The organism is Stenotrophomonas sp. GZD-301 (assembly GCF_049310345.1).
Lineage (GTDB): Bacteria > Pseudomonadota > Gammaproteobacteria > Xanthomonadales > Xanthomonadaceae > Stenotrophomonas.
Genome location: NZ_JBMOWY010000064.1, coordinates 1 through 13,402, shown reverse-complemented (window position 1 = coordinate 13,402; position 13,402 = coordinate 1). Strand labels below are relative to the sequence as shown.

Below are 13,402 nucleotides of genomic sequence, written 5' to 3'. Positions count from 1 at the left end.
TTCGGTCTAGAACAACGCGCCCTGTGACGGCGGCGGCTCCGCATGCTGTCCGGGTGATCCCGCCGCCGTATCCGTGTTCGCCCCCTGCAGCCGCATCGCCAGCCCCGACAGGCGGCTGGCGTGCCGGGCCAGTGCGGCCTCCAGGACGTCGGCGCTGCCCAGTACGTGCAGGGCGTGGCGTGCGCGGGTCATGCCGGTGTAGATCAGCTCGCGCGAGAGCACGCGGTTGCTGCTGCGTGGCAGCTGCAGCCAGACCTCGTCGAACTCCGAGCCCTGCGCCTTGTGCACGGTCATCGCGAAGGCACTCTCGTGCGCCGGCAGCGCACCGGGGTGGAAACCGCGTGGCTGGTCGGCAGCATCGCCGGGGAACCAGGCCGTCACCGCGCCGTGCCGGTCGCCCAGGCAGATGCCGATGTCGCCGTTGAACAGACGGTGGCGATAGCTGTTTTCGGTAATCAGCAACAGGCGGCCGTGGAAGTAGCCCGGCGTCATGCCGGGGCGCGGTACGCCGGCCAGCATCGCTTCGATGCGCGCGTTGAGCCCGCGTGCGCCCTGCGGTCCTTCACGCACGGCGGTCAGCAGGCGGATGCGGCCGGCATTGGCCAGCGCGTGGCCGGGATCGACCGCCTCGCCCAGCCCGCGCCAATGCGCCAGCAGGTGCTCGCGGTGGTGCTGCAGGGGGTCGCTCTGGTCGTCGTGGAAGTGCACGCCGGCCAGCGTGCCGCCGCGCAGCAGTGCCACGGCGGTGGCGCTGTCGCCCTCGCGCACGGCATGCGCCAGCGGTGCCAGGTCGAGCGCGTCGGTCTGGCGGTAGCCGCGCTGCAGCTGCACGCGGCGACCGGCGAACGGCAGGGCGGCGGCCAGCGGTTGCAGGGCGGCCGGTGCCAGCAGCGTGCGCAGGGCCTGCGCATCGTCGGCCTGGGTGCCCAGGCCATCGCCGCTGGCGCGCAGGATCGCGCTGAGCACATCGCCGGCTTCCACCGAGGGCAGCTGGTCCGGATCGCCGAGCAGCACCAGCCGGGTGCCGGAGGCCACTGCGTCGACCAGCTTGGTCATCAGCGGCAGATCGATCATGGAGGCTTCGTCGACCACCACCACGTCGAACGGCAGCGGATTGTCGCGGTGGTGGCGGAAGCGCGGCGAATCCGGGATCACGCCGAGCAGGCGATGCAGGGTGGTGCCGGTACTGGGCATGGCATCGCACAGGGCCGGTGCGATACCGACCAGACGCAGGCGCTGCACGGCCAGCCGCAGGCTCTCGGCCATGCGTTCGGCGGCGCGCCCGGTCGGCGCCGCCAGGGCGACGCGCGGCAGCGGACGATCCGCCTGCACCGCCTGGGCAGCCAACAGCACCAGCAGCCGCGCGATGGTGGTGGTCTTGCCGGTACCGGGGCCACCGGTGACCAGCACCAGCGGGTGGCGCAGCGCGATGGCGGCGGCGCGGGCCTGGTGGTCGATGCCCTCGTGCGCCTGCGGGAACAGCTGGGCGAACAGCGCCGCGAGCGCGGCCGGGTCCTCGGTGGCCGGCGGGTGCGAGGCGATGCGCTGCAGGCCGGTGGCCAGGCGTCGTTCGTACTCGCGGTAGCGGCGCAGGTAGAGCAGCCCGTTCTCCAGTACCAGCGGCACATCACCCGCGTCGGCATCGGTCGTGTCGGGCACCTCCACCCAGGGCGAGGCGCGCAGCTCCGCCAGCCATGCGTCTGCGGGCGGCCAGTCGACGGGCGTTTCCACCAGCCGCTGCGGGCAGCGCGGGTCGAAACCGGCGTGGCCTTCCGACACCGCCAGCGAGGCCAGCGCGGCCGCCGCCAGGACGGTATCCGGGGTATCCGGGCGAAGCCGGCGCAGGCTGTGCGCCAACGCGTGGTCGAGCGTGCGCAGCGCGGTGCTGTGCTGGAGCGCGGCGAGCAGGCTCATGCGTCCCCCCGTGCGCGTGCCGCCATGCGCGCCTGCGCGTGCTCGCCACCGGCGAACAGCGCATCCATCGCATCGACCAGGGCCGGGTCGAAACGGTGCGCGTACACACCGGGGCTGTCGGCGCGGGTGGCGTCCAGACCCCGGCAGAACAGGTAGCGGATGCCGCCCATGTCGCGTGCCAGGTCGTACTGCGCGCCCAGCCGGAAGCGCAGCCACCGGTGCAGCGCCACGGTGTAGATCAGTGCCTGCAGGTCGTACTCGCTGTGCTGCATGGCGGTGGCCAGCCGTGCCGGGTCGTAGCCGGGCAGCCGGTTGGATTTGTAGTCGAGCACGTACCAGCGGCCATCGCGCACGTAGGTGAGATCGATCTTGCCGGTCATCAGGCCCTCCAGCCGGCGTCGCGTGCCGAAGCCGCGCCGCTCGCGCACCAGCCCGTGCGCGTGCAGCAGGTCGAGCAGTGCCGGCACGGCGGTGGGCTGCATTGCGAAGTGGAACTCGATTTCGGCGCGGCGCGCGTCGGCAGGCACGGCGTGCAGCGCGCCGCCTTCGGGCAGGGCCACGGTGAGCGTCTGGCCGACCAGCGCAGTCAGCACGTCCACGCCAGCGTCGAGGTCCTCATCGGGATAGCCTTCCTGGGCCAGCGCATCGCGCAGCACCTGTGCCTGTTCCTCCGACGCCGGTTGCCCGGGCTGCCAGCCCGCCCAGCACGCGAAGTCGGTGTTCTCCAGCGCATCGTGCAGGACGTTGCCGAAGCGGCTGCCCGTGAAGCGCGGGTCGGGCGGCTCCGTGCCGGCGACGGTGGCCTGCTCGGCCTCCACCGCCGGGTCGATGCCGGCCGGTTCATCTGCTGCGGGCGCCGGCACTTCGGTCGCGGCGGCCTCGGTAGCGTGCCCGGCGTCGGCGTGCGCCAGCTGGGTGAAGCTGTACACCCACCAGTCGTGCGGAACGCGCCGGGTCAGCGCGCGCACCGGCGGCAGTTCGCCGTCGGCAACGAAGGCAAGCTGGGCCGGGCGCGGCTCGGCGGGGCCCTCGACCACGGCGATGTCGGGATGCGCGCGCAGCGCGTCCAGGTCCGACAGCATCGGCGCCAGCCGGGTCCTGGCCAGGCCGGTGAGGTCGCCGGCGGCGATCCACAGCGCGTGTTCGGCACGGGTCAGGCCCACGTACAGCAGGCGCGCGTCCTCGGCCTTCTGCTCCAGCGCGCCGCGCTCGACGGCCGCGTCCCACGCCTCGTCGCGGTCCAGCTTCCAGTGCAGTTCGCGGCGGCCGTTGGCATGCACGGTGCAGTTGGACTCACCACGGTTGCCGCCGCCGTCGATGCCCACGAAGGGCAGGAACACCAGCGGATACTCCAGGCCCTTGCTCTTGTGCAGGGTGATGATCTGCACGCGGCGCGCGTCCGATTCGAGCCGCAGCAGCTGCTGCTCGTCGTTCTGGTCGGCGTGCGCCATCTGCACCTGCAGCCAGTCCAGCAGGCCATGCATGCCCAGGGTATGCCCGGCCGCCTGCTGCAGCAGTTCGCCCAGCTGCAGGTAGTTGGTCAGGCGACGCTCGCCATCGAGCAGGCCGAGCAGGCGCTCGGCATGCTCGGCGCACAGGTCGGCGATCACCGCGAACGGGCCGCCGCGCTGCCAGCGCTCGCGCCACAGCAGCAGGCGCAGCTGGAAGGTGCGCTGCGACTCGCCCTCGCGCTCCATCGCATCGATGGCCTGCGCGTCTTCGCCCAGCAGTACCGTCGACAGCGCCGCGCGCAGGCGGCCTTCATCGGCCGGCTGCAGCAGCGCCAGCAGCAGCAGGCGCAGTTCGTGGGCCTCGTCGGTGGCGTACAGGCTCTGCTTGCCGGCGGCCACGGCCGGAATGCCGACCGCGCCCAGCGCCTGCTGGATGCGCGTGGCTTCCTTGTGCGAGCGCACCAGCACGGCGATGTCGCCGGGCTGTACCGGGTGCCCGCGCAGCAGCGCGCGGCCCTGCCGTGCCTGCTCGAGAATGCGGTGGATCTCGGCCACGCAGGCGTCGCTGGCCTGCTGGCGCGACGCATCGGCCTTCAGTGCGCCGCCCTCGGGGTTGTGCAGCACCCGCACGGTCAGGCCCGGTGCGGGGGCGCCGTCGCGCAGGAAGTCGGCGTCGGTGCGGGTGCTGCCCGGGTGCACCGGTTCGAAGGCGATGTCTTCTTCCAGGAACGCACGCTCGCCGGCATGGGTATACAGCGCTTCGATCGCGTGCAGCACGGCCGGGCGCGAGCGGAAGTTGCGGTCCAGCGCCGGCGCCGCATCGGCCTGGCGCTTGGCCTTGAGGTAGGTGTGGATATCGCCGCCGCGGAACCCGTAGATCGCCTGTTTCGGATCGCCGATCAGGAACAGCGCCGGTGCCAGCCCGGCCTCGTCGGTCTCCTCCGAGCGGCCGAACACGCGCTGGAAGATGCCCCACTGGCGATCGTCGGTGTCCTGGAACTCGTCCACCAGCGCGATCGCGTACTGCGCACGCAGCTGCCGCACGAGCGTGGCGCGGTGCGGGCCGTCGAGCGCCTCGGCCACACCCTCGATCAGATCGTCGTAGGTCTGCACGCGGCCGATCCGCTTGAGCTCGGCCAGGCGTGCGCGCGCCTCGGCACGCAACGCGTGCAGGAACACGATGGCGGCCTGCCGCAGCCACTGCTCACGGGCATCGGCGGCATGCCACCAGCCCTGCAGCGCGTCGAACAGCGGCGAGGCCGGGCACCGCCCCTGCTCGGCGTCCTTGCAGAAGGCCAACAGGTTCACCGGCAGCAGCTTGCCCAGGTGGGTCTTCTCGCCGCGCGCCCAGTGCTGCGTGGCCACGCCGGCGAACAGCTCGGCGAAGGCCTTGTCGAGGCTGGGCCGCTTGGCACGGCGGCCATCGAACACCTTGCGGTCGAAGGCACCGGCAATCTGCGCCTGCGCGTCTTCGGCGTGCAGCGGGATCGCCTCGGCGAGCGCGGCGGCGGCGGCCTGCAGCTGCGGCGCGGGATCGGGATGGGTGTGGGCCGGTGCCGCCGGCAGCAGCGGCAGCGGTTTGATCAGGGTGGCCAGATCGCCGGCCAGCGCCTCGGGCGTGGACCACAGATAGGTCAGCGCATCGACGGTGGCCGGGTCATTGGCGTGCACACGCCACAGGTCGGCCGCCAGTTCGTCGTGCAGTTCGCGTTCGCTCGGCAGCAGCGACGGCGGGTCAAAGGTGTGCCCGCTCTCCAGCGCGTGTTCGCGCAGCACGCGGGTGCAGAAGCCGTGGATGGTGAAGATCGCGGCGAGGTCGATCTCGTCGGCAGCGGTCTGCAGCCGGCGCGCGAGCGCGGCCGGGGTCTCCTCGCCGCGTGCCAGCTGGCGCTGCAGGATGGTACGGGTCAGCACCACGTCGGGGCCGTCGTCGGCGGACGGCGCGCGCTCCACCAGCTGGGCGGCCAGTGCCAGCCGCTCGCGGATGCGTTTGCGCAACTCCTGGGTGGCCGCATCGGTGAAGGTCACCGCCAGGATCTGGCCGATGCGCCAGCCCTTCTCCACCACCAGGCGGGTGAACAGCGTGGCCAGGGTAAAGGTCTTGCCGGTGCCGGCACTGGCCTCGATCAGGCGCACGCCGTCCAGCGGCAGCGCCAGGTAGGGGTCATCGAGCAGGGTCGGGTCGGTCATCACGGGGTTCCTTCCTCATCGAAGCCCGGGAAAACCCGGCCTTCGCGCACCGCGGTGAACACCACGAAGCTGTTGTGCAGCAGTTGCCGGTAGGTATCGGGGGTGGCGAACGGATCGCGACCGCGCAGGGCCAGCTGGTAGCTGGCGCCGCTGGATTCGGCCCAGGTGCGGTCGCTGCCATGCCACTTGGCGTAGCCCTCGGTGGCGCGCTTGGCCTCCGCGGCGGTGTACAGCGCCCAGCCGGTGGAAGGGCCGTACAGCAACGGCGCGCGCAGGCCCTCGCTGCGCAGCTGCAGCAGGCGGCGCAAGGCGGCGCGTGCCTGCTCGGCAGGCAGCGGCGCCAGCACGTGCGGGCCCAGGCCGTCATCGCCGGCATCGTGGAACTGGACCAGCGGCAGGGCATCGCCGGCGGCATTGGCGAGCAGCCAGTCCAGCCCCTGGCGGATCGCCGCACGACCGTTCAGGCGATCCGCGCGCAGGCGCACCAGCCCATGCGGATGCACGTCGTCCACACGCCCGTGCAGGCGCAGGCCATCGATGTCCACTTCGTAGCGGCGGCTGTCGGCCACGCCGCCGGCCTGCCAGGCCGCCAGTGCCTCGGCATAGGGCTGGGTCTGCGCCTCCAACGCGGCGAACTGGCGCTCGCCCAGCGCGCCGGACGGCACCAGGGCGCGGGCGCGCAGGCGGGGATACAACGGCGCGTCGTCCCCGGCCAGGGTGGCGGCGATCACCGCGTGCTGCAGGTGAACCTTGTCGTGCCCACGCGCGGCCATCACCAGCGGCTCGACGTCGTCGGCACTGCCCACCTCGTCGGGCAGGCGCAGGCCCAGACGCTGGGACAGGAACTGGCTGGCCGGATCGGTAAGGAAGCGGCGCAGTGCGTCCAGGCCCAGGTCGGTTTCCAGGCCTGCGGTCTCCGACGGCGGCAGTGCCTGGGCGAACCACGGCGCCAGCGCGCGGCGGGTGCCGCCCAGCGACCCGGCCGCCGGGTGCCACTGCTGGCGGTAGCTGAAGCGCCGGGGCTCATCGCCGCCACCGAAAGCGGCCGGGGCGAAGGGCTGCAGCGAATGCCGCACGGTCATCTGCCGGGCCACGGTCGCCGGCGCCTGGTGGTACTCGGCCGCCGCATCGATCAGTTCGCTGACCAGCACCGACGGTTCGCGCACGCTGCCATCGCGCGGGTCGGCACCGAGGTAGCTCAGGTAGAACACGTCCTGCGCCGAGGCGAACAGCTGCAGGAACAGGAAGCGGTCGTCCTCGCGCAGCGAACGGTCGCCATGCCGGCGCTTGTCCGTGCCCAGTTCGGCGGTGAGCTGGTTGAGGCCGGCGGCCGGATCGCGGCGCGGGAAATCGCCGTCGTTCAACCCCAGCACGCAGATCACCCGGAACGGCAGCAGGCGCATCGGCACCATGCGGCCGAAGCTGACGCCGCCGGTGAGCAGCGGTGCGCGGGTGTCGGCCTGGGCCAGCGCGCCGGCGAAGTGCGCACGCACCACCTCCGGCGGCACCTCACCCGCGTAGCCGGCGGTGGCTGCGTCGCGGGCGAAGTCGTTGATCAGCTTGCGCAGGCGCTCCAGCGCGCGCTGGCTGTTGGCTGCCTGCGGCGGTTCGGGCAGCAGCGCGTCGAGCATGGCCAGCAACCGCTGGCGCCACTGCGCCGGCGACAGCGCCTGGCCCAGCGCCTTCTGGTAACGGGCGAGCACGCGCAGCAGGCCAAGCAGCCGGTCCAGCGCATCCAGCGCACTGCCTTCCAGCTCCGGCCACGGCGCCACGCCGGCGATATCGTCGTCGCTGCCGCTGGCATGGCCGAGCAGCAGCCGGTCGAGCGCGAACTGCCAGGTGAAGGCGTCGTCGTCCGGCGCCAGATGCTGGCGGCGGTGCGCGGCATCCAGCCCCCAGCGCGCACCGGCTGCTTCCAGCCAGTCGTGCAGGCGGTCGAAGGCGGCCGCGTCCAGGCCAGCCGCATCGGCCAGCGGGGCGCTGGCGAGCAGGTCCAGCACTTCATTCACGCCGAAGCGCGAGACCGGCAGGCCGAGCAGGTGCACGAACACATCGGCCAGCGGCTCGCCGGCCAGCGGGCTGGTATCGGCCAATGCATAGGGAATGTGGTCCTCGCCACCGCTGCGGCCGCCGAAGACTGCTTCGAGGTACGGCACGTACGGGTCAATGTCCGGCGCCAGCACCGCGATGTCGCGCGCCTGCAGCGGCGGATCGAACCGGGTGTCCTGCAGCAGGCCGCGCAGCTGGTCGTGCAGCACCTGCAGTTCGCGCAGGCGGGTGTGGCAGGCATGCACCTGCAGGCTGGGATCGTCGTGGCGCAGGGCGTCGCGACGCGCGCCGGCCGGTTCGCCACGGCGGTGGAACAGATCGCGCTGCAGCCGGTGCAGCAGGCTGTCCGACAGCCCGCCCTGGTCCAGCGTGGGGCCGGTATCGTCCTCGGGATCGTCGTAGGCGGCGATCTCGCCGGCCGGGTGAACCACCTCGTAGCTGCCCAGCACCGCCATGAAATCACGCCCGGCCGCACCCCATGCCTGCAGCAGGCGGTTTTCGCCGGCGCTGCCGCCGAACGGGTCGGCCGCGCCGCTGCGCAGCTTCTCGCCCAGCGTCTGCAGGTCGCCCCAGTACGCCTGGGTGGGCGTGGGCAGGTAGAAATGCATCGTGCCGACCCGCGCCTGGGTCGCCATCACCCGCAGCACGTCCGGTGAGATGTTGAGCGTGGCGAAGGCGAACACGCGCGCCGGCAGGCCCTGCGGAAGCGGCCGCCCCGGTCCTTCGAAGCGCTCCAGGTAGGCGTGGATGCGGCGCGCACGGTACTGCTCGCCGCTCGCGATGTGCCGCCACAGGATCGCCTGCGGATCGTTCGGCTCGGCACCGGCTTCCCAGCGCAGCAGCCAATCGCGACGCCAGGCCTGGTATTTCTCGAACACCGCCGCCAGTTCGCCGGCCAGCGCCCACGGCTTGAGTGGATCGGCCGCCGACAGGTAGCTCTGCAACGCGCGCATCGGCGGGCGCGCCATCAGCGTTGCGTCCTGCAGCGCCGCGTACAGGCGCCAGCGCAGCCCCTCGGCGTTGAGATCGTCGTGTTCGCCCGGCACGTTGGCGTTGAGCGCGCGCGCCACGAACTCACCCGGGGTGAGGAAGGTCAGGTTGGCGGCGATGCCATACTCGGCCGCCAGCGTGGACTGCAGCCAGCGGCGCATGGCCACCTGCGGAATCAGCACCACCTCCGGTTCGAGGACGGATTGGCCCGGCACCGGCGTGCGCACTTCGGCGGCCAGCAGGGCGGCCAGCACATCGAGCGCGTTGGAGTGGTACAGGCGGAAATCGGAAACGGCGTCGGTCATCGCAGGAGTGTGCCGCAGCGGGCGCACCGACGCAGCGCGGCGGCACGCACGAAAGGAGAAATGGCGTGTCCCATCACCGGCCGACACGGTGTGTTGCAGCGCCCATCAGGGCCGCGGCCGTTGTACCGCTGCAAGGCCGTGCGACAATACTGCACGGTCCAGTTCGGTTATGTTCAGCCGTTCACCACGATCTTACAACGTTGGAAATTTGTTAATGGCGCCCATGACGGCTTCCGAAGATGATCTGGTGCAGTTGTCCAACGTGCGGATCGACCGCGGCGGGCGCACGATCCTGCGCGACGTGTCGATGTCGGTACCGCGCGGCAGCATCACCGCCGTGCTCGGCCCGTCCGGCAGCGGCAAGTCCACGCTGCTGGCTGCGCTGACCGGCGAACTGCGTCCGGAAGCGGGCAGCGTCACTCTGTTCGGCAAGCCGATCCCGACCGGCAGCAGCGCACTGCGCGAGATGCGCCGCAGCGTGGGCGTGCTGCTGCAGGGCAATGGCCTGCTCACCGACCTGACCGTGGCCGAAAACGTCGCGCTGCCGCTGCGTACCCATACGCGCCTGCCGGCGCCCGTGCTGCGCCGCCTGGTGCAGATGAAGCTGCACGCCGTGGGCCTGCTGGCCGCCGCCGATGCCTGGCCGCGCGAGCTGTCCGGCGGCATGGCGCGCCGCGTTGCGCTGGCCCGCGCGCTGGCCCTGGATCCGCCGCTGATGATCTACGACGAGCCGCTGACCGGGCTCGACCCGATCGCCAGCGGGGTGATCATGAGCCTGATCCAGCGCCTCAACCACAGCCTGGGCCTGACCAGCATCATCGTCAGCCACCATGTGCACGAGACCCTGCCGATCTGCGACCAGGTGATCGCGATCGCCAACGGCGGGATCGTGTTCCAGGGCAGCCCGGCCGATCTGGATGCCAGCCAGGACCCGCTGCTGCGGCAGTTCCTGCACGGCGAACCGGACGGCCCGATTCCATTCGATGCCGCACCGCGCGCGAGGGTTGCCTGATGCCGTTCGTTGACGCCACCCGTTCGCTGGGCCGCGCCGGTCTGTTCTCGTTGACCGTGCTGCGCGGCTCGCTGCCCACGGCCGACTTCCTCGCCGAACTGACCCGCGAGATCTACAAGATCGGCGCGCGTTCGCTGCCGATCATCGCCGTGGGCGGTGCATTCGTCGGGCTGGTGCTGACCCTGCAGGGCTACCGCACGTTGACCACCTTCGGCGCGGCCGACGCGTTGTCCACCCTGCTTGGCCTGTCGCTGTACCGCGAACTGGCCCCGGTGCTGACCGCGCTGCTGTTCATCGGCCGGGCCGGCAGCTCCATCGCCGCCGAGCTGGGGCTGATGCGCGCCACCGACCAGATCAAGGCGCTGGAGCTGATGGCCATCGACCCGATCGCCAAGGCAGTGGCACCGCGCTTCTGGGCTGCGGTGCTGACCGTGCCGCTGCTGACCGGCATTTTCTGTTCATTGGCGATCAGCGCCAGCTATTTCGAGGCCGTGCACGTGCTCGGCCTGGACAACGGCGTGTTCTGGTCGGCGCTGAGCAACAGCGTGGATTTCTGGGACGACTTCGGCGTGGCGATGCTCAAGTCGGCGATCTTCGGCGGCACCGCCGCACTGGTGGCCTCGTACGTGGGGTTCCACGCCGAGCCCACCATCGAAGGCACCTCGGTGGCCACCACGCGCGCGGTGGTCAACGCTTCGCTGCTGGTGCTGATGTTCAACTTCGTGCTCTCGGCAATGATGTTCCAGTAGGTACCGACCGTTGGTCGGTACGGCCGTTGAACCGGCCGGTACCGCTTCACGCATGCAGATACTCCCGCCCGGCGAGCTGTCCGGGCACCTGACAAAGAACAGTGAGACAACACATGGCCATCCGCGGTCCCAGACTCGAATTTTCCGTCGGCGCGTTCCTGCTGCTGGCGCTGGCCTCGCTGCTGGTGCTTGCCGTGGCGTCCACCAACCAGCGGTGGGGGCTGGGCAGCAGCGGCTACGAGCTGAAGGCGCGCTTCACCCAGATCGGCCAGCTGCGCAAGCAGGCGCCGGTCAAGATCGGTGGCGTCACCGTCGGCCAGGTCGCGCAGATCGAGCTGGATCCGACCAAGTTCGATTCGATCGTCACCCTGAAGCTGGACGGCAAGTTCAAGGACCTGCCGGCCGACACTTCCGCCGGCATATTCACCAGCGGTTTGCTGGGCGAGAGCTATATCGGTCTTCAGCCGGGCGGCGATCCGGACGTGCTCAAGTCCGGCGATGAGATCGTCTTCACCCAACCGGCGGTAGACCTGCTGCAGCTGGTCGGCAAATACATGTTCAGTGGCCCGGGCAATGCCGGCGGCGCTGATTCCCACGAGGGCAATGGCGCACAGGCGCCTGCAGAGGAACCGCAACCATGAAAACCAGACTGATCCCGGCCCTGCTCGCCACGGCCCTGCTCGCCGCGCTGCCGTCGCTGACGATGGCCCAGGCCGCCCCGGCCGCCGCCGGTGCCCAGCAGGGCCAGGCCGGCAGCGCCGTGCTCGATGCCAGCACCCGCATCCTGACCACGCTGCAGGCACGCCGCACCGAGTTCCGCGGCAACCCCACCGCCCTGCGTGGCTTCATCAACGGCGAGCTGAACAAGACCTTCGACCGCGACTACGCCGCACGCCTGGTGCTGGGCGTGCACGGCCGCGGTGCCTCCGATGCGGACGTGAAGCTGTTCGCCGATGCGATGGCCGACAACCTCATGCAGCGTTACGGCTCGGCCCTGCTGGAAATCCAGGGCAAGCCGACGTTCCGCCTGAAGTCCGAATCCCCGTTGCCCGGCAACCGGGGCGTGCGCGTGTCCACCGAGCTGATCCGCGCCGGCAGCGAGGCGACCCCGGTCGACTACCTGATGCGCAACGTGAACGGCCAGTGGAAGATCTTCGACGTGATGATCGAAGGCATCTCCTACGTGCAGACCTTCAAGACCCAGTTCGACGCCCCGCTGCGCCAGAAGACGATCCAGCAGGTGGCTACCGAGCTGCGCAACGGCACCATGCAGGCCGGACAGGCGCCCCGTGGCAAGTAATGCGGCCAGCGTCCGTCGCGACGGCACCGCGCTGGTGTTCAGCGGGGTGCTCGACCGTGCGGCGGCAACGGCCCTGTGGCCGTCGCTGACCGCGCTCGACGGCGTGCAGCAGCTGGATCTGGCCGCGGTAACGCGGGTGGACAGCGCCGGTGTCGCGCTGCTGGCCGAACTGGCCGCGCGCCTGCGCGACCGCGGCGGTGCGCCGGCCATCGTCGGTTCCCCGACCGGTTTCAACGAACTGTGCGCCGCCTACCGGCTGACGCCCACCCTGGATTTCAATGCCCTTTCTGCGGCGAGCTGACATGAACGTCATACGCACCCTCCCCCTCCTTGTGCTGGCCACGGCGCTGACGGCGTGTGCCGGCAAGCCCGCCCGCGATACCGCACCCACCAGCGTGCCGGTGACGTCTGCCGCCACCGATGCAGCGCTGGACGCACCGGCCGACTCCCTGCCGCAGGCCGAGGTGCCGGCACCGGTGCCGGCCGATGCCGTGGGGGATCCGGCACAGTCCGGCACCGACGGTACGCCCCCGGCCACCGCCGGCGACGTCGCGCCGACGACCGCGGAAGACGACTTCGCCGCGCTGTACGGCGGCCCGGCGCCGAATGCCGACGGCACCGCCGCAGCCAGCGCGCCGTACGATCCGTGGGAACCGTTCAACCGCCGCGTGCACAGCTTCAACAACGTGGTCGACCGCGCGGTCGCCCGTCCGCTGGCCACCGCCTACACCAAGGTGGTGCCGCGCTTCGCCCGTACCGGCGTGACCAACTTCTTCAGCAACCTGCGTGCACCGGTCACCATGACCAACCAGCTGCTGCAGGGCCGTGCCGACGATGCGTGGGACACCCTCGGCCGCTTCCTGATGAACTCCACGCTGGGTATCGGTGGCCTGTTCGATCCGGCCAGCAAGGCGATGGTGCCGCGCCGCAGCGAAGACTTCGGCCAGACCCTGGGTGCCTGGGGCTGGCGCCGTTCGCGCTACGTGGAGCTGCCCTTCTTCGGGCCGCGCACCGTGCGCGACGTGTTCGGCCTGGCCGGCGACATCCCGCTCTCGCCGATCCGCACGATCGAAGAGGACAAGGTCCGCATCGGCCTGCAGGGCCTGCAGCTGGTGGACATGCGCTCGCAGCTGATGGCGCTGGACGACATCCGCGACAACGCGGTGGACGAGTACGCGCTGACCCGCGATGCCTGGCTGCAGCGCCGCAACTACCAGATCGAGAACGACCTGCGCGGCAAGCACGCGCGCGGCAAGGACGCCGACGACACCGCCCCGATCCCGGTCGATGCGATGCCGATGCCGAACTGGAGCAACTGAAGCCACACACAGAAAACCCCGCCTCGGCGGGGTTTTTTGTTGCCCGGCATCGGGGGGGAGGGGGGGGGGGGGGGGGGGGAGGGGAGAAGGTCGATCTTGAGGCCAGCGCGGGGCACTGGCGCG

The 13,402-nt window shown here is 71.1% G+C and carries 9 protein-coding genes; 6 read left to right on the top strand and 3 right to left on the bottom strand.

Annotated features, from left to right (window positions below):
- Positions 1 to 6: 6 nt before the first annotated feature.
- The 3 genes from recD to recC are packed head-to-tail and all read right to left on the bottom strand — an operon-like array spanning position 7 to position 8,899.
- Complete coding sequence (gene recD / locus ACO6VK_RS16890; RefSeq protein WP_422509136.1) at positions 7 to 1,914, bottom strand: exodeoxyribonuclease V subunit alpha; 1,908 nt, start codon at positions 1,912 to 1,914, stop codon at positions 7 to 9.
- Positions 1,911 to 5,555: an exodeoxyribonuclease V subunit beta gene (recB, locus tag ACO6VK_RS16885; RefSeq protein ID WP_422509134.1), complete on the bottom strand. Its 3,645-nt coding sequence runs from the start codon at positions 5,553 to 5,555 to the stop codon at positions 1,911 to 1,913. The genes recD and recB overlap by 4 nt, the downstream gene beginning before the upstream one ends.
- Positions 5,555 to 8,899 (bottom strand): exodeoxyribonuclease V subunit gamma, encoded by a 3,345-nt coding sequence (gene recC / locus ACO6VK_RS16880; protein WP_422509132.1) that lies wholly within the window; start codon positions 8,897 to 8,899, stop codon positions 5,555 to 5,557. Before recC ends, recB begins: the two co-directional genes overlap by 1 nt.
- Positions 8,900 to 9,122: 223 nt before the next feature.
- Here recC and ACO6VK_RS16875 point away from each other — a divergent pair, with 223 nt between their 5' ends.
- From ACO6VK_RS16875 to ACO6VK_RS16850, 6 genes are all read left to right on the top strand, one after another.
- Positions 9,123 to 9,911 carry an ABC transporter ATP-binding protein gene (locus ACO6VK_RS16875; RefSeq protein WP_422509130.1) on the top strand — a complete coding sequence of 263 codons (789 nt, stop codon included), beginning with the start codon at positions 9,123 to 9,125 and terminating at the stop codon, positions 9,909 to 9,911.
- Entirely contained in the window at positions 9,911 to 10,660 is a 750-nt protein-coding gene (locus ACO6VK_RS16870) for an MlaE family lipid ABC transporter permease subunit (RefSeq protein ID WP_422509128.1), read from the top strand. The genes ACO6VK_RS16875 and ACO6VK_RS16870 overlap by 1 nt, the downstream gene beginning before the upstream one ends.
- A 113-nt stretch (positions 10,661 to 10,773) precedes the next feature.
- The gene (mlaD, locus tag ACO6VK_RS16865) at positions 10,774 to 11,301 is read left to right on the top strand and encodes an outer membrane lipid asymmetry maintenance protein MlaD (protein ID WP_422509126.1); all 528 of its coding nucleotides are present in this window, start codon (positions 10,774 to 10,776) and stop codon (positions 11,299 to 11,301) included.
- Positions 11,298 to 11,960: an MlaC/ttg2D family ABC transporter substrate-binding protein gene (locus tag ACO6VK_RS16860; RefSeq protein WP_422509124.1), complete on the top strand. Its 663-nt coding sequence runs from the start codon at positions 11,298 to 11,300 to the stop codon at positions 11,958 to 11,960. Before mlaD ends, ACO6VK_RS16860 begins: the two co-directional genes overlap by 4 nt.
- The gene (locus ACO6VK_RS16855) at positions 11,950 to 12,261 is read left to right on the top strand and encodes an STAS domain-containing protein (protein ID WP_422509122.1); all 312 of its coding nucleotides are present in this window, start codon (positions 11,950 to 11,952) and stop codon (positions 12,259 to 12,261) included. Before ACO6VK_RS16860 ends, ACO6VK_RS16855 begins: the two co-directional genes overlap by 11 nt.
- A 1-nt stretch (position 12,262) precedes the next feature.
- A complete protein-coding gene (locus tag ACO6VK_RS16850) occupies positions 12,263 to 13,279 on the top strand; it encodes an MlaA family lipoprotein (RefSeq protein WP_422509119.1) in 1,017 nt (338 codons plus the stop codon).
- Positions 13,280 to 13,402 lie beyond the last annotated feature (123 nt).

Excerpts from the sequence above, each read along its gene's own strand:
- recD (WP_422509136.1), bottom strand. The coding sequence starts at position 1,914 with ATGAGCCTGCTCGCCGCGCTCCAGCACAGCACCGCGCTGCGCACGCTC.
- recB (WP_422509134.1), bottom strand. The coding sequence starts at position 5,555 with ATGACCGACCCGACCCTGCTCGATGACCCCTACCTGGCGCTGCCGCTG.
- recC (WP_422509132.1), bottom strand. The coding sequence starts at position 8,899 with ATGACCGACGCCGTTTCCGATTTCCGCCTGTACCACTCCAACGCGCTC.
- ACO6VK_RS16875 (WP_422509130.1), top strand. The coding sequence starts at position 9,123 with ATGACGGCTTCCGAAGATGATCTGGTGCAGTTGTCCAACGTGCGGATC.
- ACO6VK_RS16870 (WP_422509128.1), top strand. The coding sequence starts at position 9,911 with ATGCCGTTCGTTGACGCCACCCGTTCGCTGGGCCGCGCCGGTCTGTTC.
- mlaD (WP_422509126.1), top strand. The coding sequence starts at position 10,774 with ATGGCCATCCGCGGTCCCAGACTCGAATTTTCCGTCGGCGCGTTCCTG.
- ACO6VK_RS16860 (WP_422509124.1), top strand. The coding sequence starts at position 11,298 with ATGAAAACCAGACTGATCCCGGCCCTGCTCGCCACGGCCCTGCTCGCC.
- ACO6VK_RS16850 (WP_422509119.1), top strand. The coding sequence starts at position 12,263 with ATGAACGTCATACGCACCCTCCCCCTCCTTGTGCTGGCCACGGCGCTG.